Raw genomic sequence first — 24171 nt, forward strand, 5'->3', positions numbered from 1 at the left:
CATGCTCCGCTCCGCCCTCGCCCTGCTCCTGGCCTTTGCCCTGCCGTCACTGGCCCTGGCCGATAACGGCAAGCCGCTGCGCATCGGCATCACCCTGCACCCCTACTACAGCTACGTGAGCAACATCGTCGGCGACAAAGCCGAAGTGGTGCCGTTGATTCCAGCAGGCTTCAACCCCCACGCCTACGAGCCACGGGCCGAGGACATCAAACGCATCGGTACGCTGGACGTGGTGGTGCTCAATGGCGTGGGCCACGACGACTTCGCCGACCGCATGATCGCCGCCAGTGAAAAGCCCGGCATCACGACCATCGAAGCCAACCAGAACGTACCGTTGCTGGCGGCCACCGGCATTGCCGCACGCGGCGCCGGCAAGGTGGTCAACCCGCACACCTTCCTGTCCATCAGCACCACCATCGCCCAAGTCAACAACATCGCCCGCGAACTGGGCAAGCTCGACCCGGACAACGCCAAGCTGTACACGCAAAACGCCCGCGCCTATGCCAAGCGCCTGCGCGCCCTGCGGGCCGAGGCCCTGGCCAAGGTCACCGAAGCCCCCAGCGCCACGTTCCGCGTGGCGACCATCCATGCTGCCTACGACTACCTCGTGCGTGATTTCGGCCTGGAAGTGACCGCAGTGGTCGAACCGGCCCATGGCATCGAGCCCAGCCCGGCGCAGCTGAAAAAGACCATCGACCAGCTCAAGGCACTGGACGTGCGGGTGATCTTCTCGGAAATGGACTTCCCGTCGGCCTATGTCGAAACCATTCAGCGTGAGTCCGGCGTGCGCCTGTATCCGTTGACCCATATCTCCTATGGCGAATACACCAAGGACAAATACGAGGTGGAAATGAAGCGCAACCTCGACACCGTGGTCCGTGCCATTCAGGAGAACCGCGCATGACCGTAGCCGCCAACCTGCTGGCAGCCTGCGGGCCACGCATCGAGTTCGCCGGTATCGACCTGACGCTAGGCCGCACCCGCATCCTCGAACAGGTCAGTTTCAGCGTTGCCGCTGGCAGCGTGCACGCCATCGTCGGCCCTAATGGCGGCGGCAAGAGCTCGCTGATCAAGACCCTGCTGGGGCAGATGCCGCATCAGGGGCAGCTGACCCTGCATTGGCCGAACGAGCGCGAAGTGATTGGCTATGTGCCGCAGGCACTGGAGTTCGACCGTGGCCTGCCAATGACCGTCGACGACTTCATGGCCGCCATGTGTCAGCGTCGCCCGGCCTTCCTCGGCCTGTCGCGGCGCGTGCAGCCGGCTATCGACGCGGCCCTGGCGCGGGTCGGCATGCTCGACAAACGCAAGCGGCGTATGGGGGCGTTGTCAGGCGGCGAGCGCCAGCGCGTGCTGCTGGCCCAGGGCCTGATCCCCGAGCCGCAGTTGCTGGTGCTGGACGAACCCATGTCAGCGCTCGATGAAGCGGGTATCCAGGTGTTCGAACAATTGCTGCTTGGCTGGCGCCAGGTTGGCACAACCGTGCTGTGGATCGAGCATGACCTGGAAGCTGTGCTGCGCCTGGCCGACCGAGTGACGGGCCTGAACCGCCAGGTACTGTTCGACGCCCCACCCGCCCAGGCCCTGACCCCGGAGCGCCTGCTCGGCCTGTTCTCCGTTCACCCGCGTAGCGAGAGCCTTGCCTGATGAGTTTTGAATTCTTTCGCCAAACGGTCCAGGACTGGGCCACTGCCGGCTACCTGCCCGAGGCGCTGGCCTACGGTTTCGTGGTCAACGCCCTGCTGGCCGGCCTGATGATAGGCCCGGTGCTGGGCGGCCTGGGCACCCTGGTGGTGGTCAAGCGCTTTGCCTTCTTCTCCGAAGCGGTCGGCCATGCCGCGCTGACCGGCGTGGCCATCGGTATCCTGCTGGGCGAGCCCTACACCGGCCCTTACGGAAGCCTGTTCGGCTACTGCCTGCTGTTCGGCATCCTGCTCAACTTCCTGCGCAACCGCACCGGGCTGTCGCCAGACACGTTGATTGGCGTGTTTCTCTCGGTGTCGCTGGCGCTGGGCGCCAGCCTGCTGTTGATGCTGGCAGGCAAGATCAACGTGCATATCCTCGAAAACGTGCTGTTCGGCTCGGTGCTGACCGTCAGCGGCCAGGACCTGGTGGTACTGGGCATCGTCGCAGTGCTGGTACTGGCCTTGGCCTTGCCACTCTACAACCGCATCATGCTGGCCAGTTTCAACCCACAACTGGCAGCGGTGCGTGGGGTGGCGGTGAAAACCCTGGACTATCTGTTCGTGGTGCTGGTGACCTTGGTAACCGTGGCCGCAGTGAAAGTGATCGGTGCCATCCTGGTCGGTGCGCTGTTGGTGATTCCTGCCGCCGCCGCTCGCCTGGTCAGCCAGTCGCTCAAGGGCTTTTTCTTCCTGTCGGTGCTGATTGCCACCATCAGCACCCTGTTCGGCATCCTGTTGCCGATCGTGTTCGACCTGCCGGTGCCGTCAGGTGCCGCGATCATTCTGGTCGCCGGTCTCTGTTTCGCCCTGGCCGCCCTGGCCCGCGCCCTCGTTCCCCGCCTGCAAGGAAACCCGGCATGAACTTCAAACACCTGACCCTGGCACTCGCCCTGGCCGGCCTGCCGTCGCTGTCGTTCGCCACACAAGTACTGACCACCCTGCCTGTTACCCACAGCCTGGCCAGCGCCCTGCTTGACGGCACTGCAGTGCAGCTCACGCGTGCAGCCCCGGCCAACCTGCCGGCCAGCCGCCAACCGTCGTATTTCAGCGGCCGCGGTGGCGCCAGCCTGGACAAGGCCGCGCAGAAGGCCGACGCAGTAATTGGCGTACGCTCGATCTGGCGAGACGACCCGCTGTACCCAATGGCGCGGCGCAGCAACATCCGCATTGTCGAGATCGATGCGGCGCGCCCGGTGGATGGTGCGCTACCGGGTATTGCAGTGACCGGTGACGATGCCTATGGCGCTTACCCCTGGCTCAACCCGACTAATCTCGGGCGCATGGCCGACGTGGTGGCCAATGACCTGGAACGCCTGGTGCCGGACGACAAGGCAAAGATCCAGGGCAACCTGGCCGGGCTCAAACGCCAGTTGCTGGAGCTTTCAGCCAGTAGCCAGACACAGCTGGCCAAGGTCGACAACCTGACGGTGATAAGTCTGTCGGAGCGGTTGGGTTACCTGGCCAGCGGGCTTAACCTGGATGTGGTGGAGCAGCCGTTGCCGGCCGAGTGGGATGCTGCCGCGCTCAAGGCGCTGGGCGAGAACCTGAAGGCGCAGGATGTGGCGTTGGTGCTGGACCATCGCCAGCCGGATGCGGCAGTAGCCGAAGTGATCAAGGCGACGGGGGCGAAGCTGGTGGTGGTGGAGAGTGACCCTGACGATGCGTTTGCAGGGTTGAAGGCCACCGTCGACAAGGTGGTTGGGGCATTGAGCGAAAGCTGATCGCTCAGGCCGCTCCCATAATGGATAGTTCAATGCTTCATGCACCGCTGATAGCGCTCATCCACCCGCCCGGCAAACCACGCCGTGGTCAGCTTGCGGGTGATCTTAGGGCTCTTCAGTTCGATGCCAGGCAGCACCGCCCGCGGCACCGGTTTGCCGGCTTTGGCATCCGCCAGGGCAAATACCCCGCTGTATAGCTTGCTGTCCTCAAATGCCTGGCTGTCGCCCTCTTCCAGCTGGCTGCGAATCTGCGGGTTGCGCAAGCCCAACTTCACCCCGAGCTTGCGCGCCGCGAGCTCAGTGGTGCCTGGCATGATCGAACCCGGCGCGATCAAGTCACCGTCCAGCGCCAGCGGCGCACTCGTCACCCTGCTCAACGCCGCCTGGAACGCCGCATTGCGGCTGGCGTACCAGCCCGCGTTGAAATCGGCAAAGCGATAAAGCTGGCGCTCGTAGTTGGCCGGGTAGCCCAACAGGTGGGCAATACCGAAGTACATGCCGCCGCGCCGAGTGAACACCTCCTGGCGAATCGTACCGCCATGGCTGTAGGGATAATCCGTTGCATGCTTTTCGGCAAAGTCGATGCTGACCTGCATCGGCCCGCCGGTGTGCACCGGGTTCAGCCCGCCCAACAAGTTTTTGCCCAACGGCACGCGGGCAATGACCTCGTCGTACAGTTCGCTCAACTGCTTCTCGCTGCGCACTGCCTGCAAACGCTGCTGGTAGCTCTGGCCGTTACCCGAAGGCGCCTTCAGCGCACCGTCGACCAACAGTTTGGGAATGTGCAGGCGTGCAGCGCGGCGGTCGATTTCCTCGCGGGCGATACGCCCCAGGTTGGGCACCTGCGGATCGGCCGTGAAGGTCGATTCCTGCTCGGTTACCGCCAGCACTGCGCACAGGTTGCTTTTGCTGGGGGCTATGCGCTGCGCTGCAAAGGCCACTTGAATATCCTGGGCCCAACCCTCGCGATCCTTGGCCTGGGCAGGCAGCAATCGCAGCAGCTGTGCGCGGACCTTGGCCGGGTCCGCTTCTGGCGCTTCTTCACGACGCCCGGCGCAGCCTTGCAGCAGCGCCAGGGCCATCACCCCCACAGCCAGTGCCCGACCGTTCAGGGCTGTTCACCGACCAGGTAGGTTTTGCTGATGTGGCGGAACAGCGGATGGCTGGCGCTGCCCAGCAGTTCGAACAGCACCATCTCACGGGTCACCACTTGCGCCCCGGCGGCACGCATGCGCGCCAGGCCTGCCGCCTTGCTGGCCGAGGTTCGGCTGTCGCAGGCATCTTCGACCACGAACACCTGCTTGCCCAGCCCCAGCAGGCCGAGCACGGTCTGCAGCACGCAGACGTGAGTTTCCATGCCACAGACGATCACCTGCTCACGCGCCATCAGGCTGGCTGGCAGACACTGCGCGGCCACGCAGGAAAAGTGGCTTTTCTCCACCACCTCGGCGGCCGGTGCTGCGGCCAGCAATTGCGCCAGGGTATGGCCCAGGCCCTTGGGGTACTGCTCGGAAATCACCGTCGGCAGTTCCAGCTCGGCAGTCGCGGCCAGCAACCAGCGGGCCCGCGCCCGAGTGCCTTCGGGGTCGCTCATGGCGCCGATGAGTTTTTCCTGGATGTCGACGACCAGCAGCGTGGCCTTGAGTGGATCGATCAGCATTGTCTGCCCCTTGCCTGGGAAAAGCCCTAGCCTCCCCCAGGCAAGCGGTGACGTCAATCAGGCGGACAGCCGAAGCGGCTGCAACGACGCGGTCAGCGCGTCGAGCACGCGGTCTTCATGCTCATGGATGAAGAAGTGCCCACCTGGGAACATCTGCAGCGAGAACTTGCCGTGGGTTTCCTTGCGCCAGGCCTGCAGTTGCTCGTCGCTGGCCCGGTCATCCACGCCACCCAGCACATGCAGTGGGCACTGCAACGCCGGCCGCTGGCGGTAGGCGTAGGTGCCGCACAACAGAAAGTCGGCACGCAAGGTCGGCAAGGTCAGGCTCATCAACTCGGCGTTCGCCAGCACTTCCTCGGGCGTACCCTGAAGCTCGCGCAACTCGCTGATAAGCTCGGCGTCACTCTTGGGCTCGCGCCAGTTCTTGCCGTCGTAGTCCTCACGCCGCGTGGGTGCCGCCGTGCCGCAAGCGAACAGCGCCAAGGGTGGCGGGCAGCCCAACGCTTGCAGTTCATGGGCCAGCTCGAAGGCCAGCAGCGCGCCCAGGCTGTGCCCAAGCAGCGCATAGGGGGCGCTGGCCGCCAGGCGCTGTTCGCGGGCCAGTTGCCGGGCCAGGGCTTGCATGTCGGTGTGCAGCGCCTCGGCCATGCGCGCGCCTCGCCCAGGCAGCTCTACCGGGCGCACTTGCAACCACGCTGGCAGCTTGCGCCGCCAGCGGCTGTAGACCATGGCGCTGGCGCCGGAGTACGGCAGGCACAGCAGGTTCAGCGTGGTCACTGGGCGGCGGCTTCGGCCATTTTCTGGCGCAAGCTCAGCGGGCGCATATCGGTCCAGACCTCATCGATGTAGGCCAGGCAGTCCTTCTTCAAGCCGCTCTTGCCCACCGCACGCCAGCCGTTGGGGATGGCCTTGTAGTCGGGCCAGATCGAGTATTGCTCTTCGTGGTTGACCACTACCTGGAACTGGATATCGTCGCGGTCGAAAACGGAAGTCATTGCCTGTCTCCTTGAATGATGAGTACCGCTGCGGGCTTCGCGCAGGGGGGCTTTCAAGTAGACGTGGGAGGCTTCGGAAAAATTAAGGCGCTATGGTTTGTTTGCGCCGCCATGTGCATGACTCACTCCTCTCTCAACCGTCACGCAGCAGGTCGTAGGTATCGAGCAGGCGGTAGGCGACCTGCGGGTTGCGCTCCAGCCCACGCCGAATGGCCGCCGGGATCGACTGCCTGGTTTTGCGGCATAGCCCCGGCTGATCATCCAGTTCGATGACGATGCCGCGCATGGTGCGCACTTCGTTGAAGCCGGGGGCGATGTGTACGCGGATGCCGAGGTTGTCGTACAGACGCTGCTGCAGGCGCTGCAGGTCTTCGAGGTCCTTGAGGTTTTCCAGGCGTTCGAGCAGGCGCTTTTCTTCCTGGCGGGTCAGCAGGAGGATGCGTTGGGCGGCCTGCGGGTGTTCGACCAAGTGTTCCCGGCCGCAGTCGCAGGCGCCAGGGGGGCAAGGTTGGCGTAGAGGCGGTGGTGTGGTCATGGAGCAAGCATAGCCCGGCAAAGACCTCTAAAAAAACTTTCCTGCCAGGATAAAAAATTTCACAAACATCTAGACCATCACCCCTCATATCGCCTATAAATCCCCAAAAGGAAATTTATATTCCTACCAAGAAACACCCTTCGCACCGTCGCGAATCTTCTTTTGCCCTTGTGCCCGACCTGCCCCACTCCATCACGAGGCCTATCCGACATGCATCCCGCTCCCGATCACTTCATCCTGCGCGTCAGTTGCCCGGCCGTGTCCGGCATCGTCGCTGCGGTGACCACTTACCTGGCCGAGCACGGTTGCTACATCAGCGAGATGGCGCAGTTCGACGACGAGGACAATGGGCGCTTCTTCATGCGCGCGGTGTTCCGCTTCAACACCGGTGTCAGCGGCGACACACCACAGCTGGAGGCTGGCTTTACCGACGTGGCCCAGCGCTTCGACATGCAATGGAGCCTGCACAGCAGCGCCCGGCCGATGCGTGTGCTGCTGATGGTGAGCAAGTTCGACCACTGCCTGTCCGACCTGTTGTACCGGCATGCCAAGGGCGAACTGGACATGCAGATCACCGCCGTGGTCTCCAATCACCTGGACCTGCGCCCCATGGCCGAGCGCCAGGGCATTCGCTTCGTTTACCTGCCGGTCACCAAGGACACCAAGGCCGAACAGGAAGCCGCACTGCTGCGTATCGTCGAGGACACCGGCACCGAACTGGTGGTGCTGGCGCGCTACATGCAAATCCTCTCCGATGACCTGTGCCGCCAGCTGTCGGGCCGGGCGATCAACATCCATCACTCGTTCCTGCCCGGTTTCAAAGGCGCCAAGCCCTACCACCAGGCCTATCAGCGCGGGGTAAAACTGATCGGCGCCACCGCCCACTACGTGACCCGCGACCTGGACGAAGGGCCGATCATCGAGCAGGAAGTGCAACGCGTGGACCACGCCTATGCCCCGGACGCTCTGGTGGCCATCGGCCGCGACACCGAGACCATCGCCCTGTCCCGCGCGGTGAAATACCACCTTGAACACCGGGTATTCCTTAACCACGACCGCACGGTGATCTTCAAATGAACGCACTTACCAGCCTCAAGCTGATCGACGGCAAGGCCACCGCCGCGCGTGTGCTGGCCGAGGTACGCGAGCAGGTGCAGGAACTGCGCCAGGGCGGCGTGCAACCGGGCCTGGTCGTGGTGCTGGTGGGTGCCGATGCCGCCAGCCAGGTGTACGTGCGCAATAAAGTGCTGCGCGCCGAAGAGGTGGGCATCCGCTCGCAGGAACATCGCCTGCCCGCCGACACCACCCAGGCCCACCTGCTGACCTTGATCGACCGCCTGAACCGCGACCCCGAGGTGAACGGCATCCTCGTGCAACTGCCGTTGCCCGCGCACATCGACGAGCATTGCGTATTGCAGGCCATCAACCCGCTCAAGGACGTGGACGGCTTCCACAGCGAGAACGTCGGTGGCCTGGCCCAGGGCCGCGATGTGCTGACCCCGTGCACCCCCAGCGGCTGCATGCGCCTGCTGCGCGACGCCTGTGGCGAGCTGCGTGGCAAACATGCGGTAGTGGTCGGCCGCTCGAACATCGTCGGCAAGCCCATGGCTGCCCTGCTGTTGCAGGCCGACTGCACGGTGACTGTGGTGCATTCACGCAGCCGCGACCTGCCCGCGTTGTGCCGCCAGGCCGACATCCTGGTTGCCGCAGTGGGCAAGCCACGGCTGATCGGTGCCGATTGCCTCAAACCCGGTGCGGTGGTGATCGACGTCGGCATCAACCGCATCAATGAAGACGGCCAAAACCACCTGGTCGGTGATGTCGATTTCGCCGCTGCCCTGCCCCAGGTCGCCGGCATTACCCCGGTCCCCGGCGGCGTCGGCCCGATGACCATCGCCTACTTGATGAAAAACACCCTGCTCGCCCTCGACCTGCAACAACAGGCCGCCCACCAGGAGCGCACCGCATGCCTTTCGCCCTGCTGAAATACGGCCTGAGCGCCGACTACCCGGTGGAGGTCGACCTGCCGCCACCGTGCGAACTCAAGCCACGCTATGACGTGGTGATCATCGGCGGCGGCGGCCACGGCCTGGCCATCGCCTACTACCTGGCCAAGTACCACGGTGTGACCAACGTCGCCGTGCTGGAAAAAGCCTACCTGGGGGGCGGCAACACCGCGCGCAACACCGCCGTGATCCGCTCCAACTACCTCACCAGCGAAGGTGTGCGCTTCTACGCAGAATCGGTGCGCATGTTCCAGAACCTGTCGAACGAGTTCGACTTCAACATCATGTATTCCGAGCGCGGCCAGCTTACCCTGGCGCACACCGACGCCACCGTGCGCGCCTTCCGCCAGCGCGCCGAAGTGAACAAGCACTTCGGCGGGCGTAGCGAAATGATCGATCGCCAACAGATCCGCGAGCTGGTGCCCAGCCTGAACCTGGACCCCGGCCACCTGCCGGTGCTGGCGGGCCTGTGGCACATCGACGGCGCCACCGCGCGCCACGACGCGGTGGCCTGGGGCTACGCCAAACAGGCAGCCAGGCGCGGCGTGCAAATCCACCAACTGACCGAAGTGCAGGACTTGCTGATCCGCAATGGCCGCATCGAGGCGGTGAAGACCAACCGCGGCACGGTGCAATGCGGCTGCGTGGTCCAGGCCGTGGCGGGTGCCAGTTCGCTGTTGATGGCAAAGGCCGGCATCCGCGCGCCGATCCACACCTACCCGCTGCAAGCCATGGTCACCCAGCCCTTCAAGCCGTTTCTCGACCCGCTGGTAAGTTCGTCGGCGCTGCACTGCTACGTGCAGCAGACCAGCCGAGGCGAAATCGTCTTTGGCGGCGGCTCCGACCCTTACCCGCTGTACAACACCCGCTCCACCCTCGACCTCAAGGAAAGCCTGCTGGCCCACGCCATCGAAATGTTCCCGTTCATGGCCAACGCCAAGCTGATGCGCCAGTGGGCCGGGATGACCGATATGACCCCGGACTACAGCCCGATCATGGGCCTGTCACCGGTGCAGAACTACTACCTGGATGCTGGCTGGGGCACCTGGGGGTTCAAAGCCACGCCGATCTGCGGCAAGGCCATGGCCGAGCTGGTCGCCAGCGGCGGCAAGGTGCCCGAGCTGATTGCCCCCTTCGCCCTCGAGCGCTTCAGCCGCTTCCAGCAAGTCAACGAAATGGGCGCCACTGCGGCCAGCCACTAGGAGCACATGACGATGAAAATCCTGACCTGCCCCTTGAACGGCCCGCGCAACATCAGCGAATTCACCTACGGCGGCGAGTGCAAGCACATGCCCGACCCGGCCAACTGCAGCGATACCGAGTGGGCCGACTATGTGTTCAATAGCGACAACCTGGCCGGGGTGGTGCTCGAGTGGTGGCTGCACAACGCTTCCAGCTACTGGTTTCTGGCCGAGCGCCACACGGTAAGCGACCAGGTGCTGCGCACCTTCGACCCGAAAGCACTGTTCGACCGCCGCGTCGACTTCACCCCCGCCGCCACCCCGGAGATCGCCGGATGAACAGCCACACTCGCCTCCCCGCGCCCATGGGCCTGCTGATCGACCGCGAACGCCCCTTGCGTTTCCAGTTCGACGGCCAGGCCTGTTCGGGCTTTGCCGGTGACAGCATTGCCAGCGCCCTGCTTGGCAGCGGCCGCTGGTTGCTGTCGCGTTCATTCAAATACCACCGCCCACGCGGCCCGCTGAGCATGGCCGGGCAAGATGCCAACACCCTGGTGCAACTGCCTGAGGAACCCAACGTGCTGGCCGACCTGGAAGCCGCCCGCGACGGGCAGGTGGTCGAAGGGCAGAACTTCAACGGCAGCCTGGAGCACGACCGCGACGCCTACCTGGGCAAGTGCTCGCGCTTCATGCCGGTGGGTTTCTATTACCGCTCGTTCTACAAGCCCAAAGGCATGTGGAAGGTGTGGGAGCCGCTGATTCGCAAAAAGGCCGGCCTGGGCGTGCTCGACCAAGGCTTCAAGCCACAGTACTACGACAAGGCCTACCTGTTTGTCGATGTCGCCGTCATCGGCGCAGGCCCTGCCGGCCTGCGCGCGGCGCTGGACGCAGCCAATGCCGGGGCCAAGGTGTTGCTGATCGAGCAACAGCCCGTGCTTGGCGGCTCGCTCACCTACGCCCGCTTTGACATCGCCGGCACGCGTGCCGCCAGCCTGCGTCAGGAATTGCTGGCAGCCGTAGAGGGTCACCCGAATATCCAGGTGCTGCTGGACGCCACCTGCAACGGCTGGTTCACCGACCACTACCTGCCAGTGATCCAGCACAAGCGCCTGTACAAGGTGCGTGCCGGCCGTTGCCTGGTGGCGGCCGGTTCGTTCGACCAGCCGGTGGTGTTCCGCAACAACGACCTGCCCGGTGTGATGCTGACCAGCGCCGCACAGCGGCTGATGAAGCTGTACGCGGTCAAACCGGGCCAGCGCGCAGTGATCCTGACCGGCCATGATGACGGCTACCTTGCCGCGCTCGACCTGCAGGAACAAGGCGTGGCTGTGGCTGCTGTGATCGACATGCGCGCCGCACCGGCCGATGCCACGCTGGCCGCCGAGCTCAAGCGCCGCGATATCCCTGTGCACCTGGGCAGCACCGTGTACGAAGCGCTGCACGAAGCGGGCATGCGCCATGTCAATGGCGTGGACATTCGCCCAATCACCGGCCAGGGCAAGGTTGGCCCGCATGGCCTGCGCCTGGCCTGCGACCTGTTGTGCATGTCGGCGGGCTACATGCCGGTGTACCAGTTGCTGTGCCAGGCCGGTGGCAAGCTGGCCTATGACATCGACCGCGACGAGTTCGCCATCAGCCACCTGCCAGCCGGGCTGGATATCGCCGGTTCGGTGAACGGCCGCCATGCGCTAGGCAACGTGCTGGCCGACGCCACCCGTGGGGCGGCCGAAGCCGTGGCCGCGCTGGGCCTGCAAGCGCCGGTGCAGCCGCTGTTCAACGCCGAGGCCAAGGTCAACTTCCCCTGGCCGATCTTCCCGCACCCCAAGGGCAAGGATTTCGTCGATTTCGACGAAGACCTGCAGGTGCGCGACATCGTCAACGCCACCCGCAGCGGCTACCGCGATGTGCAACTGGTCAAACGCTTCTCCACGGTCGGCATGGGCCCATCCCAGGGCCGCCACTCGGCACTGCCCACCGCGCGCCTGGTGGCCCATGCCACCGGCCGCAGCATCAGCGAGACCGGCGTGACCACTGCCCGCCCACCGTTCCAGGCAGAAAAGCTGGCACACATTGCCGGCCGCGCCTTCGACCCGTACCGGCAAACGCCAATGCACCGCCGCCACCTGCAAGCCGGGGCGAACATGATGCCCGCCGGCATCTGGCAGCGCCCGGCCTACTATGGCAAGCCGGAGGAACGCGATCGCTGCATGCAGGAAGAAGCCCGGCATGTACGTGAAAAAGTCGGCCTGATCGACGTCTCCACGCTCGGCGGCCTGGACGTGCGTGGCCCGGATGCGGCCGAACTGCTGGAACGCCTCTACACCTTCGGCTTCGCCAAACTGCCTGTTGGCCGCACTCGCTATGCGTTGATGACCAACGAGCACGGCGTGGTCATCGACGATGGTGTCTGCGCACGCTTGGGCGAGCAGCACTTCTACGTAACCGCCACCACCAGCGGCGTCGACCGCATCTACCAACAGATGCTGAAGTGGAACGCGCAGTGGCGCCTGGACGTGGACATCACCAACGTCACCGCTGCCCTGGCCGCCGTCAACCTGGCCGGGCCACTGTCACGCCAGGTGCTGGCCAAGGTGTGCGATGACGTAGACCTGGCCGCCGGAGCCTTCCCTTACCTGGGCGTACGCCAGGGCAAGGTGGCAGGCATTGCTGCACGTATCCTGCGAGTCGGCTTTGTCGGTGAGCTGGGCTATGAAGTGCACGTACCAGCGCGCCATGCCGAGCGGCTGTGGGATACCTTGATGCAGGCGGGTGCCGGGTTGGGCATTCGCCCCTTCGGCGTCGAGACCCAACGCCTGCTGCGCCTGGAAAAAGGCCACGTGATCATCGGCCAGGACACCGACGGCATGACGCACCCGGCGGAAATCGACATGCAGTGGGCCATCGGTCGCAAGAAGCCGTTCTTCGTTGGCAAGCGCTCGATCGAAATCCTCGAAGCACAGCCGCTCAAGCGCAAGCTGGTCGGTTTCACGCTGCCCAAAGGCAGCCCGCGACCACTGGAGGGGCACCTGGTGCTGGACGGCCGGGACATCAGCGGTAACGTCACCTCCTGCGAGTACTCGCAAACCCTGGGGCAGATCATCGGCCTGGCCTATGCCGGCGCCCACCAGGCCAGCCCCGGCATGCTCATCCCGATTCGCACCGACGGTGGCGTGATGGTCAATGCCAAGGTGGTAGCGCTGCCGTTCCACGACCCCGACAACCTGCGCCAGGAGCTCTGAGCCATGACCCGTTTGCAAGCCGAAGCGTTTATCCCTCGCAACCCGCGAGCCGAACTGCTGCACACCTGTGCGTTGACTGACTTGACTGCGTTGGCGCGGGTTGGATTTCGCGGCGCAGACAGCGCCGCCTACCTTCAGCAACGTGGATACCGTTTGCCCACGCAGCCGAACCAGGCCGTGCGTCAGCATGATGGAAGCTGGGTGGCGCGATTGTCGCAGGCCGAGTACCTGCTGCTGGGCAGCCTGGCCGACGATGGCGCACGGGTGGCGGATGTAGAGGCCGAGTGGGTGCAGGATGCCCAGCGCAATTACCTGCTGCCGCGCCAGGACAGCCATGCCTGGCTACAACTGTCGGGGGTGCATGGCAGCGCGGTGATGGCCAAGTTGTGCGGGGTGGATCTGCGTGCCGGGGCGTTTCCGGTTGGGACGGTGGCGCAGACCTCGGTGGCGCGGATCAATATGATTGTGCTGAATGTAGGCAGTGATGAGCGGCCGGCGTTGCAGCTGCTGTTTGATCGGGCTTCGCTGGCGTATGTGTGCGAGGCGGTGCTGGATGCCATGGGTGAGTTTGGTGGGGGGATGGTCTAGCGGGGGTGCTCGCCGCATGATTTTTGGCGCCTGGGAGATCGAGCGCCGCGCGAAAACTGTACAAAAATTTTCTTCTGTATAGATTTATCCAGAGACCTGCACTATACCTTGTACAACAAATTAATTTTGTACAGGTATTGTGCATGTCCACCTACCTGCAATCCTTCGCCGAACGCTTTGCCACGCTGGATACGCACAACCTCGACCTGTTGGGTGACCTGTACAGCGAGGACGTCGCCTTCCGCGACCCCTTGCACCAGTTCACCGGCCTTCCCGCGCTGCGGGCTTATTTCGCCCAGCTGTACGCCAAGGTTTCCGACTGCCACTACCGCTTCGAGGGCACCGACGAACTACAGCCGGGCCATGGCTACATTCGCTGGACGTTGCACTATCGCCACCCGCAACTGGCCAGCGGGCAACTGATCAGCCTGCAAGGCTGCAGCCACCTGCGCTGGCATGAGCGGGTGTATTTTCACCAGGACTACTTCGACGCCGGTGCCCTGCTGTACGAACATCTGCCGATCATGGGCAGCGCGATTCGCTGGCTCAAAGGCAGGCTGGCATGAGCCGTTGCTGGCTGACCGGTGCCAGCAGTGGCATGGGTGCCGCGCTGGCGTTGCACCTGCTGGAACAAGGCCACCAGGTAGCGTTGGGCGCACGCCGGGCAGACAAGCTGACAGCACTGGCCGAACGGTTTCCGGACCAGGTACTGCTGGCAGTCGGCGATATCGATCAACCTGGGCAAGTGGCGCGAATCGCCGAGCAGATCGAGCACGCCTGGGGCGCACTGGACCAAGTGATTCTCAATGCGGGCACTTGCGAGTACCTGGAGCCTGGGCACTTCGACCCTGCCCTGATCGACCGAGTGATACGCACCAACCTGACCGGCACCAGCTTATGCCTTGCCGCCGCCCTACCCTTGCTGCGCCACGGCCAGCGGCCACACCTGGTGGTCATGGGCAGCTCGGTGAGCTGGCTGGCATTGCCGCGTGCGGGTGCCTATGGTGCCTCCAAAGCGGCATTGCGGTACCTGGTCGAGTCCCTGCGCATCGACCTGGTCGGCGAAGGCATCGATGTCACCTTGGTCTGCCCCGGCTTCGTCGACACGCCACTGACCCGCCGCAACGACTTCCCCATGCCCCAGCTGTGGAGCGCCGAGCGCGCCGCCGCCCATATCATCGCGCGCCTGCCACACCGCCCGCTGGAAATAGCCTTCCCCGCCACCTTCACCCTGGTGCTGCGCCTGCTAGGCGCACTGCCGGCGCGCTGGCGCCTGAAGCTGGGCCGCCGCCTGGCGCGCTGGCGCCTGAAGCTGGGCCGCCGCCTGGCGCGCCAACCACAGGGCTGACCCATGCGTATCGCCATCATCGGTAGCGGTATCGCCGGCCTCTCCTGTGCCCACCTGCTGTCACGTCGTAACGAGGTCACGGTGTTCGAGGCCGCGAACCGGGTCGGCGGGCATACCCATACCGTCGATGTGCAGTGGCAGGGCCAAGGCTACTCGATAGACACCGGTTTCATCGTCTTCAACGACTGGACCTACCCGCACTTCATCCGCCTGCTCAAGCATCTGGGTGTCGCCTCGCGCCCCACCGAGATGAGCTTTTCGGTGCATGACCCGCGCACGGGGTTCGAGTACAACGGCCACGACCTGGTCACGCTGTTTGCCCAGCGGCGCAACCTGCTGTCCCCGCCATTCTGGGGAATGCTGCGCGATGTGCTGCGCTTCAACCGCGAGGCCACCGCCGACCTGAACCAGCAACGGATCGAGAGCGCCACCACGCTGGGCAGTTATCTGCATGCCCAAGGCTATGGGCGGCGCTTCATCGACCATTACATCGTGCCGATGGGCTCAGCGATCTGGTCGATGTCGCCGGCCGATATGCTGGGCTTCCCGTTGCAGTTTTTCGTGCGGTTCTGTAACAACCACGGCTTGCTGTCGGTCAACCATCGCCCGCAATGGCAGGTTGTCGACGCAGGCTCACGCGCGTACCTCAGGCCTCTGTGCCAGCCCTTTGCCGATCGCATCCGGCTGAGCTGCCCGGTGCATCAGGTAAAACGTGACGACCTCGGCGTGACGGTTACCTGGGCCAGCGGTAATGAGCGATTCGACAAGGTGGTATTTGCCTGTCACAGCGACCAGGCACTGGCCCTGCTGGCACCGCCAAGCGAACATGAGCGCGCCATCCTGGGTGCCATCCACTACGCCAGCAACGACGTGGTGCTGCACACCGACACGCGCCTGCTGCCACAACGGCGCAGGGCCTGGGCCAGCTGGAACTACCGCCTGGGCGGCAACGCGCAGGCGCCTGCCGCACTCACCTACAACATGAACATCCTTCAGGGCATCAAGGCGCCGGCCACGTTCTGCGTAAGCCTCAACCAGACCGCGCAGGTGGACCCTGCACAGATACTTGCCCGCTTCGAGTATGCCCACCCGCAGTACAGCCTTGACGCCCTGACGGCACAGGCTCGGCAGGGCGAACTGCAGGGGCGTTTGCACAGTTATTACTGCGGCGCCTACTGGGGCAATGGTTTTCACGAAGACGGGGTGCTAAGCGCGCTGAACGTCGCCCAGCACTTTGGAGAACAGTTGTGAACAGCAACCTGTGCCAGGGCTGGCTGAGCCACCGGCGGCTGAGCCCACACTACCATGCGTTTCGTTACCGGGTTGGCATGTTTTACCTGGATCTCAACGAACAACCCCAGCTCCTGCGCCTGTCCCGCTGGCTTGGGAGCTCCCGGCTGGCCCCCCTGTGCTGGCGTGAAACCGACTATCTGCCGGCGCTGACCCGCCAGGGCAGACCACTGGCCGAGGCCGCACGGCTGATGGTCGGTCAGGCTATCGGCCAAGCACCCGAAGGCGCCGTGCACCTGCTGACCCAACCGCGCTGCTGGGGGCTGTCGTTCAACCCAGTGAGTGTCTATTTCTGCCATGACCGGCAAGGCCAGCTCGCGGCTATTTTGCTGGAAGTGCGCAACACCCCCTGGCGTGAACGTTTCCACTATGTACTGCCCGTGAACGATGGCCTGAGCCAGACATTTACCCTGGCCAAAGCCTTCCATGTCTCGCCGTTCATGCCACTGGACATGGACTACCACCTGCAGTTCGCCCTCGATGCACAGCGGGTGCGCATCCACATGCAGAACTGGCGCGCCGGGCACAAGGTGTTCGAAGCCGACCTGGCGCTGCAACGTCAGCCGCTGGACCGCGCGGCCTTGCAGCGGCACATCCTGAGCTTTCCGTGGATGAGCCTGCGCACCCTCTCCGGCATTTACTGGCAGGCCCTGCGCCTGCTGCTGAAACGTACCCCTCTACATGACCATATCGCCAGCCAGCACGACCTGGCATTCGGCCAACCTGCCCGCGAGGAGCCCGACCATGCCCGAACCGACCCTGAGCGTTAGCAAATCGGCAAGCATTGCCCCGCTGCTCGGCGGCCTGGCCAGGCGCGCAGTGCTCGCGCAGTTGCGCCAACTGCGCCACGGCAACCTGCGCCTGATCTGCCAAGGCCAGCAATGGACGTTCGGCGACGTTGCCAGCCCGCTTTACGCGGAAGTGGAAGTGATTGATGACGCCGCCTGGGGCCTGGTCGCCGGCAATGGTTCGATTGGTGCCGGAGAAGGCTATATTCACGGCTACTGGCGCAGCTCGGACCTGGCAGCTGTCACCCGGTTGTTCGTTGCCAACCTGGATGTTCTCGATGCCATGGAGGGCGGCCTGGCACGCCTGGCGCGCCCGGCCCTGCGCCTGCTGCACCGCCTCAACCGCAACAGCCGGCGCGGCGCGCGGCGCAATATCCTGGCGCATTACGACCTGGGCAATGACCTGTTCGAGCGCCTGCTGGACCCCACCATGATGTACTCCGCTGCGCAGTTCGACAGCCCCGGGCAAACCCTGGAGCAGGCCCAGACCAGCAAGCTGCGACGCATCTGCCAGAAACTTGAACTCAAGCCCGACGATCATCTGCTGGAGATCGGCAGCGGCTGGGGCAGCCTGGCCATCCACGCCGCACTGCAGCATGGCTGCCGGGTCACCACCGCCACGCTCTCGGCGGCGCAGTACGCCCATACCCTGCAGCGGGTCAAGGCCCTGGGCCTGGAGCAGCGCATCACCGTACTGCTCGAAGACTATCGCGACCTGCGCGGGCGCTTCGACAAGCTGGTATCGATCGAAATGATCGAAGCTGTCGGCCACCGCTACCTGCCGACCTACTTTCGCCAGTGCGCGTCGCTGCTCAAGGATGATGGCCTGATGCTGGTGCAAGCCATCACCATCCGCGACCAGCGCTACGCCCAGGCCAGGCGCTCGGTGGATTTTATCCAGCGCTATATTTTCCCCGGCGGCGCCTTGCCTTCGCTGAGCGTGCTGCTGGACACCGCCAGCCGCCAGACCGCGCTGAACCTGGTACATCTGGAGGATTTCGGCCAGGACTACGCGCGCACGCTGCGCCATTGGCGCGACAACCTGCGCCTGGCGCGCTCGGAACTAACGATGCTGGGGTATGACGATACCTTTCAGCGCTTGTGGGAGTTCTACCTGTGCTATTGCCAGGGCGGTTTCGAAGAACGCACCATCGGCGTGGCGCAACTGCTCTGGGCCGGGCCACAGGCGCGCAAGGCACCACTGCTGGCCCTGTGCTGAGGTAAACCTATAATTGCACCAACCGCTCACGCAAGAAGTCGACAAAACCCTGCACCGGCCGCGCTACCTGCCGGTGCTGCGGATACACCGCTGATAACTGCAACGCCGGCGGCGTCCATTCTTCAAGCACACTCACCAGCCGCCCATCCGCCAACGCCTGGCCAACGATGAAGGTCGGCAGGTAGGTCACCCCCATGCCGGCGATGGCCGCATCCCTGAGCAACTCGCCGTTGTTGGCACGCATGCGCCCTGTCACCTGAATCGCCTGCGCCTTGCCGCCCTGGCGAAACTGCCACTGCACCTGTCGCGAATGCCCATAGGGCAGGCAGTCATGCCCGGCCAGATCCTCCGGTATTACTGGTACTGCCCGCGCCTGCAGGTATGCCGGACTCGCGCAGTAGACGCGCTCGACATTGGCAATACGCCGCGCAATCAGGCTGGAGTCCTCCAGCGCGCCAATGCGCAGCGCCAGGTCGTAGCCCTCGCCGATCAGGTCCACGGCGCGGTCGCTGAGGTCCACCTCTACATCTACTAGCGGGTGCAGTTGAAGAAACTCGGTCAGCAGGCAACCCAGGTGCGACATGGCGAACGACAGCGGCGCACTCAGGCGCAAGGTGCCGCGCAAGGCCTGGGCCTGGCCGCTGATGTCGTGCTCTACCTGCTGCACCTCACCCAACAAGCGCAAGGCCGACTGGTAGTAGTGCTGGCCCAGCGGTGTGGCATCCAGGCGCCGGGTGGAGCGGTTGAGCAGGCGAACGCCAAGGCGCTCCTCGAGCTGCATCAGGCGTCGGCTGACCGATTGCTTCGACATGCCCAGGCGGTCGGCGGCGGCGGTGAAACTGCCAGCCTCCATGACCTGGGCGAAGATCCGCATGTCTTCGTAAGGGTTCATTGTCTCGCTCATAGTGACAGTCAAACGCTTTATAGCGGCTTTTTCCTGCAAGTGCACCTGCCTAATCTACGCACAAGTCGCAGCGATGGCCCAGCAGGCCAGGCAAGACGCCCACTACCACCACTTGCATAGAAAAGGATTCGCTCATGAACATTGTCCACAAGGCCCTCACCGCCTCCCTCTTGGCCCTGTCCGTTTCCAGCGCTTTCGCCGCTGGCAGCCCTGGTGTCGAACAACACACTCAGGCCTTCCTCGAAGCCCTGGAAAAAGGGGGTGGCAAGCCGCTGGAGCAGCTCAGCCCAACAGACGCCCGCGCAGTGCTGACCGGCGCTCAGGCCTCGGTCAAGGTCGACCTTTCGGGCATCGAGGTAAAGGAGCGCACCATCCAGGCCAATGGCGAGTCGATCAAGCTGCAAGTAGTGCGCCCGGCCAACGCGAAGGGTGACCTGCCAGTGTTCATGTTCTTCCACGGGGGCGGCTGGGTGCTGGGCGACTTCCCCACCCACCAGCGGCTGATCCGCGACCTGGTAGTCGGCTCGGGTGCGGTGGCGGTCTACGTGGACTACACCCCATCGCCGGAAGCGCACTACCCGACGGCCATCAACCAGGCCTACGCCGCGACCCGCTGGGTGGCCGAGCATGGCAAGGCGATCGGCGTGGACGGCAAGCGCCTGGCCGTGGCCGGCAACAGCGTCGGCGGCAACATGGCGGCAGTCGTGGCGCTGAAAGCCAAAGAGGCCGGCACCCCTGCGCTGCGCTTCCAGCTGCTGCTGTGGCCGGTGACCGATGCGAGTTTCGAGACTGCCTCGTACAAGCAATTTGCCGAAGGGCACTTCCTGACCACAGGGATGATGAAGTGGTTCTGGGACAGCTACACCTCCGATACCAGTGCCCGTGCGCAGGTCTACGCATCGCCGCTGCGGGCCAGCACTGAGCAGCTCAAAGGCTTGCCGCCAGCACTGGTACAAACGGCTGAGTTCGATGTGTTGCGTGATGAAGGTGAGGCTTATGCCCGCAAGCTGAATGCTGCCGGTGTGACGGTTACCTCAGTGCGCTACAACGGCATGATCCATGACTATGGGCTGCTCAACCCACTGAGCCAGGTGCCGGCAGTGAAGGCGGCGATGCGCCAGGCGGCCGGTGAACTGAAAGTACACCTTCAATAACCTTATCCACCCATGCGGCAGGGCCTGGTGCCCTGCCGGTCCGGGAGAGCCGTGAGACCATCACTCAAGGCTCGAACCCTTCGACAATGATCACTTCGGCCTTCGCCACACCTTGGCGATGGCTGCACGCTTGCTGGTACAGCTCGGACCGGTAACACGCCACCGCCTGCTCGTACGAATCGAACTCGATCACCACGCTACGCTGGGGGGTAGACCGCCCTTCCATCGCCTCGCTGCGCCCACCACGGGCCAGGAAGCGGCCGCCGAACGCCTTGAAGGCAGCCGGGGCACGCTGGGTGTACTGCTGGTATTGCTCGGGGTCGGTCACGTCCACATGGGCGATCCAGTAAGCCTTCATCTGCTGCTCTCCTCTTAAGGCGATATTTATGTATGATGGTATACCATAATAATCACCCCACCACAGTGAGCGTGCAACATGGCTTTCAACACCATCGAGGAACTTCTCGAGGACTACCGGCAAGGCAAGATGGTCCTGCTGGTGGATGACGAGGACCGGGAAAACGAAGGCGACCTGTTGATCGCCGCCGAGCGTTGCGACGCCCAGGCCATCAACTTCATGGCCCGCCAAGCGCGTGGGCTGATCTGCCTGACCTTGACCGACGAGCACTGCCAGCGCCTGGGCCTGGAGCAGATGGTACCGGCTAACGGCAGCGTCTTCAGCACCGCGTTCACCGTGTCGATCGAGGCGGCCACGGGTGTCACCACCGGTATTTCCGCTGCCGACCGGGCGCGCACCGTGGCAGCGGCCATGGCCCCCAACGCGCACCCCGAAGACCTGGTGCAACCGGGCCACATTTTCCCCCTGCGCGCCCGCGAAGGCGGCGTGCTGACCCGCGCCGGCCATACCGAAGCCGGCTGCGACCTGGCACGGCTGGCAGGCTTCAGCCCGGCTTCGGTGATCGTCGAAGTGCTCAACGACGACGGCACCATGGCCCGCCGCCCGGACCTGGAAGTGTTCGCTGCCCAGCATGGCATCAAGATCGGCACCATTGCCGACCTGATCCACTACCGCCTGAGCACCGAGCAGACCATCAAGCGCATCGGCGAACGCGAGCTGCCGACCGTGCATGGCATTTTCCGCCTGGTCAGCTATGAAGACCGCATCGAAGGTGGTGTGCACATGGCCATGGTCATGGGCGACATCCGTCGCGAACAACCGACCTTGGTGCGGGTGCACGTAATCGACCCGCTGCGCGACCTGGTCGGTGCTGAATATGCAGGCCCGGCCAACTGGACGCTGTGGGCGGCGTTGCAGAAGGTGGCCGAGGAAGGTGCTGGCGTGGTGGTAATCCTGGCCAACCATGAGTCCTCCCAGGCATTGCTTGAACGCATACCGCAGTTGACTCAGCCGGTACGGCCTTACCAGCGTGGGCAGTCGAAGGTGTATTCCGAGGTGGGCACCGGCGCGCAGATTCTGCAGGACCTTGGCGTTGGCAAACTGCGTCACCTGGGGCCACCGCTGAAATACGCGGGCCTGGCGGGATATGAGCTGGAAGTGGTGCAGAGCATCCCGTTCGAGCCAGGTCTTCCAAGCTGACACCACCCCTTGTAGGAGCGGCCTTGTGTCGCGAAAGGGCCGCAGAGCGGCCCCAGCAATCTGTGCATCTGCTGAAATCCTGGGGCCGCTTCACGGCCCTTTCGCGACACAAGGCCGCTCCTACAAAAGCAGACCGCGACAAATTGAAGAGGTCGGAGTGATGGCCGGTCGCCTCACACCTCTTGCCAAAAGTTTGGAATACCATAATATGATATCCCGTAGACCTTAAATCTGCAGGCCGGCACCTACACTTAAAAACGGCCACCCGGACACTTTGTTTTTGCTGCTCCCCGAACACTGTTGGCGGGCGCACCACAAGCCCCGCCTCGAATAACAAAAGCAACGAGGGCGTAACCATGCTGTTGAGCAAACGTGTAACCGCAGTGCTGTCCGCCAGCCTGCTGACCCTGGCATGTCAGGCCGCCCAGGCCGCCGACAGCCTGAACTTCGTCAGCTGGGGCGGTACCACCCAGGACGCCCAGAAAGAAGCGTGGGCCGTACCGTTCAGCAAAGCCACCGACATCAAGGTCGTGCAGGACGGCCCCACCGACTACGGCAAGCTCAAGGCCATGGTCGAGAGCGGCAACGTGCAGTGGGATGTGGTTGACGTCGAAGCCGACTTTGCCCTGCGTGCCGCCAGCGAAGGCCTGCTCGAACCCCTCGATTTCAACCAGATAAAGCGCGACAAGATCGACCCGCGATTCGTCTCCGACCACGGCGTCGGCTCGTTCTTCTTCTCCTTCGTACTCGGCTACAACGAAGGCAAGCTCGGTGCCAACAAACCGGTGGACTGGACCGCGCTGTTCGACACCAAGACCTACCCCGGCAAACGTGCCCTGTACAAGTGGCCGAGCCCCGGCGTGCTGGAACTGGCCCTGCTGGCCGACGGCGTAGCCCCAGACAAGCTGTACCCGCTGGACCTGGACCGCGCCTTTAAGAAGCTCGACACCATCAAGAAAGACATCGTCTGGTGGGGCGGCGGTGCCCAGTCGCAACAGCTGCTGGCCTCGGGTGAAGCCTCGCTTGGCCAGTTCTGGAACGGCCGCGTCTATGCCCTGCAGCAAGATGGCGCACCGGTGGGCGTGAGCTGGAAGCAGAACCTGGTCATGGCCGACTTCCTGGTCATTCCCAAAGGCGCCAAGAACAAGGATGCGGCCATGAAATTCCTGGCCAACGCCAGCAGCGCCGAAGGCCAGGCCGAGTTCGCCAACAAGACCGCCTACGCGCCGGTCAACGTCGACAGCGTGGCCAAGCTGGACAAAGACCTGGCGCCGAACCTGCCAACAGCCTACGCCCAGGACCAGGTCACCCTCGACTTCGCCTACTGGGCCAAGAACGGTCAAGCCATCGCGGCCCGCTGGAATGAGTGGTTGGTCAAATGAAAGTCGCCATCAACGCCCTGCATAACGCGCAAGGTGCCCCCACGGGTGCCGGCGCGCCGGGCACCGCCCCCCGCCGCGCCAGCCTGAGCCAGCGCTGGAAAGGCAGCCGCAACCTGCTGCCGGCCATGCTGTTCCTTGGCCTGTTCTTCTTCGCCCCGCTGGTCGGCCTGTTGCTGCGCGGGGTGCTTGAGCCAACCCCTGGGCTGGGCAACTACGAGCAACTGTTCGCCAACTCGGCCTACGCACGGGTACTGTTCAACACCTTCTCGGTGGCTGGCGTGGTCACCCTGATCAGCGTACTGCTGGGCTTCCCGCTGGCCTGGGCGATCACCCTGGTGCCCAAGGGCTGGGGCCGCTGGCTGCTGAACATCGTATTGCTGTCGATGTGGACCAGCCTGCTGGCACGCACCTACTCATGGCTGGTGCTGCTGCAGAGCTCGGGGGTGATCAACAAGGCGCTGATGGCCATGGGCATCATCGATGCCCCGCTGGAAATGGTGCACAACCTCACCGGCGTGGTGATCGGCATGAGCTACATCATGGTCCCGTTCATCGTGCTGCCGCTGCAGGCGACCATGCACGCCATCGACCCGATGGTGCTGCAGGCGGGCTCCATCTGCGGCGCCAGCCCGTGGACCAACTTCTGGAAGGTATTCCTGCCGCTGTGTCGCTCGGGGCTGTTCTCCGGCGCGCTGATGGTGTTCGTGATGTCGCTCGGTTACTACGTCACCCCGGCGCTGCTGGGCGGTGCACAGAACATGATGCTGCCCGAATTCATCATCCAGCAGGTGCAGTCATTCCTCAACTGGGGCCTGGCCAGCGCCGCCGCCGCACTGCTGGTGGCGATCACCCTGGTGCTCTTCTACCTGTACCTGAAGCTGCAGCCGGAATCCCCGGTTGGCAACGCGAGGTAAACCG

26 protein-coding genes are annotated in these 24171 nt (G+C 64.1%); 19 read left to right on the forward strand and 7 right to left on the reverse strand.

Annotated elements, in window-relative coordinates; translation table 11 throughout:
- The first annotated feature begins 1 nt into the window (after position 1).
- From Q9451_RS19625 to Q9451_RS19640, 4 genes are read left to right on the forward strand one after another with little or no spacing between them, the layout of a single operon-like run.
- Positions 2 to 904, forward strand: coding sequence for a metal ABC transporter substrate-binding protein (locus tag Q9451_RS19625; RefSeq protein ID WP_012271766.1), 903 nt, complete (start codon positions 2 to 4; stop codon positions 902 to 904).
- Positions 901 to 1647, forward strand: a complete 747-nt coding sequence (locus Q9451_RS19630; protein WP_012271765.1) for a metal ABC transporter ATP-binding protein — start codon at positions 901 to 903, stop codon at positions 1645 to 1647. The genes Q9451_RS19625 and Q9451_RS19630 overlap by 4 nt, the downstream gene beginning before the upstream one ends.
- A complete protein-coding gene (locus Q9451_RS19635) occupies positions 1647 to 2546 on the forward strand; it encodes a metal ABC transporter permease (RefSeq protein ID WP_012271764.1) in 900 nt (299 codons plus the stop codon). The genes Q9451_RS19630 and Q9451_RS19635 overlap by 1 nt, the downstream gene beginning before the upstream one ends.
- Positions 2543 to 3406 (forward strand): zinc ABC transporter substrate-binding protein, encoded by an 864-nt coding sequence (locus Q9451_RS19640; RefSeq protein WP_012271763.1) that lies wholly within the window; start codon positions 2543 to 2545, stop codon positions 3404 to 3406. Before Q9451_RS19635 ends, Q9451_RS19640 begins: the two co-directional genes overlap by 4 nt.
- 29 nt (positions 3407 to 3435) lie before the next feature.
- Here Q9451_RS19640 and Q9451_RS19645 read toward each other — a convergent pair whose 3' ends face one another.
- The 5 genes from Q9451_RS19645 to Q9451_RS19665 all read right to left on the reverse strand — a co-directional run bounded on the left by Q9451_RS19645 (position 3436) and on the right by Q9451_RS19665 (position 6596).
- The gene (locus tag Q9451_RS19645; RefSeq protein ID WP_012271762.1) at positions 3436 to 4488 is read right to left on the reverse strand and encodes a DUF1615 domain-containing protein; all 1053 of its coding nucleotides are present in this window, start codon (positions 4486 to 4488) and stop codon (positions 3436 to 3438) included.
- A 26-nt stretch (positions 4489 to 4514) separates the two neighbouring features.
- Positions 4515 to 5066: a hydrolase gene (locus tag Q9451_RS19650; protein WP_012271761.1), complete on the reverse strand. Its 552-nt coding sequence runs from the start codon at positions 5064 to 5066 to the stop codon at positions 4515 to 4517.
- Between the two features lie 57 nt (positions 5067 to 5123).
- Positions 5124 to 5843 (reverse strand): alpha/beta fold hydrolase, encoded by a 720-nt coding sequence (locus Q9451_RS19655; RefSeq protein WP_012271760.1) that lies wholly within the window; start codon positions 5841 to 5843, stop codon positions 5124 to 5126.
- On the reverse strand, positions 5840 to 6061 hold the full coding sequence (locus tag Q9451_RS19660; protein ID WP_003256222.1) for an MbtH family protein: 222 nt from the start codon (positions 6059 to 6061) through the stop codon (positions 5840 to 5842). Before Q9451_RS19660 ends, Q9451_RS19655 begins: the two co-directional genes overlap by 4 nt.
- 133 nt (positions 6062 to 6194) lie before the next feature.
- Positions 6195 to 6596 carry a hypothetical protein gene (locus tag Q9451_RS19665; protein WP_012271759.1) on the reverse strand — a complete coding sequence of 134 codons (402 nt, stop codon included), beginning with the start codon at positions 6594 to 6596 and terminating at the stop codon, positions 6195 to 6197.
- 210 nt (positions 6597 to 6806) lie between these two features.
- Here Q9451_RS19665 and purU point away from each other — a divergent pair, with 210 nt between their 5' ends.
- The 11 genes from purU to Q9451_RS19720 all read left to right on the forward strand — a co-directional run bounded on the left by purU (position 6807) and on the right by Q9451_RS19720 (position 18255).
- Positions 6807 to 7673, forward strand: a complete 867-nt coding sequence (purU, locus tag Q9451_RS19670; protein WP_012271758.1) for a formyltetrahydrofolate deformylase — start codon at positions 6807 to 6809, stop codon at positions 7671 to 7673.
- Entirely contained in the window at positions 7670 to 8581 is a 912-nt protein-coding gene (gene folD / locus Q9451_RS19675; RefSeq protein WP_012271757.1) for a bifunctional methylenetetrahydrofolate dehydrogenase/methenyltetrahydrofolate cyclohydrolase FolD, read from the forward strand. The genes purU and folD overlap by 4 nt, the downstream gene beginning before the upstream one ends.
- Positions 8563 to 9804, forward strand: a complete 1242-nt coding sequence (locus Q9451_RS19680) for an FAD-dependent oxidoreductase (protein ID WP_012271756.1) — start codon at positions 8563 to 8565, stop codon at positions 9802 to 9804. The genes folD and Q9451_RS19680 overlap by 19 nt, the downstream gene beginning before the upstream one ends.
- 12 nt (positions 9805 to 9816) lie before the next feature.
- A complete protein-coding gene (locus Q9451_RS19685) occupies positions 9817 to 10122 on the forward strand; it encodes a sarcosine oxidase subunit delta (RefSeq protein WP_012271755.1) in 306 nt (101 codons plus the stop codon).
- Positions 10119 to 13022: a 2Fe-2S iron-sulfur cluster-binding protein gene (locus Q9451_RS19690; protein ID WP_012271754.1), complete on the forward strand. Its 2904-nt coding sequence runs from the start codon at positions 10119 to 10121 to the stop codon at positions 13020 to 13022. Before Q9451_RS19685 ends, Q9451_RS19690 begins: the two co-directional genes overlap by 4 nt.
- A gap of 3 nt (positions 13023 to 13025) precedes the next feature.
- Positions 13026 to 13610, forward strand: a complete 585-nt coding sequence (locus Q9451_RS19695; protein ID WP_012271753.1) for a sarcosine oxidase — start codon at positions 13026 to 13028, stop codon at positions 13608 to 13610.
- A 143-nt stretch (positions 13611 to 13753) separates the two neighbouring features.
- A complete protein-coding gene (locus Q9451_RS19700) occupies positions 13754 to 14176 on the forward strand; it encodes a nuclear transport factor 2 family protein (RefSeq protein WP_012271752.1) in 423 nt (140 codons plus the stop codon).
- A complete protein-coding gene (locus Q9451_RS19705; RefSeq protein ID WP_345960713.1) occupies positions 14173 to 14958 on the forward strand; it encodes an SDR family NAD(P)-dependent oxidoreductase in 786 nt (261 codons plus the stop codon). Before Q9451_RS19700 ends, Q9451_RS19705 begins: the two co-directional genes overlap by 4 nt.
- 3 nt (positions 14959 to 14961) lie before the next feature.
- A complete protein-coding gene (locus Q9451_RS19710; protein ID WP_012271750.1) occupies positions 14962 to 16209 on the forward strand; it encodes an FAD-dependent oxidoreductase in 1248 nt (415 codons plus the stop codon).
- The gene (locus Q9451_RS19715; RefSeq protein ID WP_012271749.1) at positions 16206 to 17018 is read left to right on the forward strand and encodes a DUF1365 domain-containing protein; all 813 of its coding nucleotides are present in this window, start codon (positions 16206 to 16208) and stop codon (positions 17016 to 17018) included. Before Q9451_RS19710 ends, Q9451_RS19715 begins: the two co-directional genes overlap by 4 nt.
- Complete coding sequence (locus Q9451_RS19720; protein WP_012271748.1) at positions 16993 to 18255, forward strand: cyclopropane-fatty-acyl-phospholipid synthase family protein; 1263 nt, start codon at positions 16993 to 16995, stop codon at positions 18253 to 18255. The genes Q9451_RS19715 and Q9451_RS19720 overlap by 26 nt, the downstream gene beginning before the upstream one ends.
- A gap of 7 nt (positions 18256 to 18262) precedes the next feature.
- Here the strand turns inward: Q9451_RS19720 and Q9451_RS19725 are convergent, their stop codons facing one another.
- Complete coding sequence (locus Q9451_RS19725) at positions 18263 to 19147, reverse strand: LysR family transcriptional regulator (RefSeq protein ID WP_041166463.1); 885 nt, start codon at positions 19145 to 19147, stop codon at positions 18263 to 18265.
- Positions 19148 to 19293: 146 nt separating this feature from the next.
- Here Q9451_RS19725 and Q9451_RS19730 point away from each other — a divergent pair, with 146 nt between their 5' ends.
- Complete coding sequence (locus tag Q9451_RS19730) at positions 19294 to 20313, forward strand: alpha/beta hydrolase (RefSeq protein WP_012271746.1); 1020 nt, start codon at positions 19294 to 19296, stop codon at positions 20311 to 20313.
- A gap of 64 nt (positions 20314 to 20377) precedes the next feature.
- Here the strand turns inward: Q9451_RS19730 and Q9451_RS19735 are convergent, their stop codons facing one another.
- Positions 20378 to 20671, reverse strand: coding sequence for a DUF1330 domain-containing protein (locus tag Q9451_RS19735; protein ID WP_012271745.1), 294 nt, complete (start codon positions 20669 to 20671; stop codon positions 20378 to 20380).
- 78 nt (positions 20672 to 20749) lie between these two features.
- Between Q9451_RS19735 and ribBA the strand changes: the two genes are divergently transcribed.
- The 3 genes from ribBA (at position 20750) to Q9451_RS19750 (ending at position 24167) form a co-directional block, all read left to right on the forward strand.
- On the forward strand, positions 20750 to 21871 hold the full coding sequence (gene ribBA / locus Q9451_RS19740; RefSeq protein ID WP_012271744.1) for a bifunctional 3,4-dihydroxy-2-butanone-4-phosphate synthase/GTP cyclohydrolase II: 1122 nt from the start codon (positions 20750 to 20752) through the stop codon (positions 21869 to 21871).
- Positions 21872 to 22227: 356 nt separating this feature from the next.
- Positions 22228 to 23253 carry an ABC transporter substrate-binding protein gene (locus tag Q9451_RS19745; protein ID WP_012271743.1) on the forward strand — a complete coding sequence of 342 codons (1026 nt, stop codon included), beginning with the start codon at positions 22228 to 22230 and terminating at the stop codon, positions 23251 to 23253.
- Entirely contained in the window at positions 23250 to 24167 is a 918-nt protein-coding gene (locus Q9451_RS19750) for an ABC transporter permease (protein WP_012271742.1), read from the forward strand. The genes Q9451_RS19745 and Q9451_RS19750 overlap by 4 nt, the downstream gene beginning before the upstream one ends.
- Positions 24168 to 24171: the final 4 nt, after the last annotated feature.

Source organism: Pseudomonas sp. NY8896 (assembly GCF_039634505.1).

Coding starts and splice junctions, on each gene's coding strand:
- Q9451_RS19635 (WP_012271764.1), top strand. CDS start 1,647: ATGAGTTTTGAATTCTTTCGCCAAACGGTCCAGGACTGGGCCACTGCC.
- folD (WP_012271757.1), top strand. CDS start 7,670: ATGAACGCACTTACCAGCCTCAAGCTGATCGACGGCAAGGCCACCGCC.
- Q9451_RS19645 (WP_012271762.1), bottom strand. CDS start 4,488: ATGGCCCTGGCGCTGCTGCAAGGCTGCGCCGGGCGTCGTGAAGAAGCG.
- Q9451_RS19725 (WP_041166463.1), bottom strand. CDS start 19,147: ATGAACCCTTACGAAGACATGCGGATCTTCGCCCAGGTCATGGAGGCT.
- Q9451_RS19750 (WP_012271742.1), top strand. CDS start 23,250: ATGAAAGTCGCCATCAACGCCCTGCATAACGCGCAAGGTGCCCCCACG.
- Q9451_RS19660 (WP_003256222.1), bottom strand. CDS start 6,061: ATGACTTCCGTTTTCGACCGCGACGATATCCAGTTCCAGGTAGTGGTC.
- Q9451_RS19720 (WP_012271748.1), top strand. CDS start 16,993: ATGCCCGAACCGACCCTGAGCGTTAGCAAATCGGCAAGCATTGCCCCG.
- Q9451_RS19640 (WP_012271763.1), top strand. CDS start 2,543: ATGAACTTCAAACACCTGACCCTGGCACTCGCCCTGGCCGGCCTGCCG.
- Q9451_RS19700 (WP_012271752.1), top strand. CDS start 13,754: ATGTCCACCTACCTGCAATCCTTCGCCGAACGCTTTGCCACGCTGGAT.
- Q9451_RS19730 (WP_012271746.1), top strand. CDS start 19,294: ATGAACATTGTCCACAAGGCCCTCACCGCCTCCCTCTTGGCCCTGTCC.
- Q9451_RS19690 (WP_012271754.1), top strand. CDS start 10,119: ATGAACAGCCACACTCGCCTCCCCGCGCCCATGGGCCTGCTGATCGAC.
- Q9451_RS19680 (WP_012271756.1), top strand. CDS start 8,563: ATGCCTTTCGCCCTGCTGAAATACGGCCTGAGCGCCGACTACCCGGTG.
- Q9451_RS19650 (WP_012271761.1), bottom strand. CDS start 5,066: ATGCTGATCGATCCACTCAAGGCCACGCTGCTGGTCGTCGACATCCAG.
- purU (WP_012271758.1), top strand. CDS start 6,807: ATGCATCCCGCTCCCGATCACTTCATCCTGCGCGTCAGTTGCCCGGCC.
- Q9451_RS19710 (WP_012271750.1), top strand. CDS start 14,962: ATGCGTATCGCCATCATCGGTAGCGGTATCGCCGGCCTCTCCTGTGCC.
- Q9451_RS19745 (WP_012271743.1), top strand. CDS start 22,228: ATGCTGTTGAGCAAACGTGTAACCGCAGTGCTGTCCGCCAGCCTGCTG.
- Q9451_RS19630 (WP_012271765.1), top strand. CDS start 901: ATGACCGTAGCCGCCAACCTGCTGGCAGCCTGCGGGCCACGCATCGAG.
- Q9451_RS19665 (WP_012271759.1), bottom strand. CDS start 6,596: ATGACCACACCACCGCCTCTACGCCAACCTTGCCCCCCTGGCGCCTGC.
- ribBA (WP_012271744.1), top strand. CDS start 20,750: ATGGCTTTCAACACCATCGAGGAACTTCTCGAGGACTACCGGCAAGGC.
- Q9451_RS19735 (WP_012271745.1), bottom strand. CDS start 20,671: ATGAAGGCTTACTGGATCGCCCATGTGGACGTGACCGACCCCGAGCAA.
- Q9451_RS19705 (WP_345960713.1), top strand. CDS start 14,173: ATGAGCCGTTGCTGGCTGACCGGTGCCAGCAGTGGCATGGGTGCCGCG.
- Q9451_RS19685 (WP_012271755.1), top strand. CDS start 9,817: ATGAAAATCCTGACCTGCCCCTTGAACGGCCCGCGCAACATCAGCGAA.
- Q9451_RS19695 (WP_012271753.1), top strand. CDS start 13,026: ATGACCCGTTTGCAAGCCGAAGCGTTTATCCCTCGCAACCCGCGAGCC.
- Q9451_RS19625 (WP_012271766.1), top strand. CDS start 2: ATGCTCCGCTCCGCCCTCGCCCTGCTCCTGGCCTTTGCCCTGCCGTCA.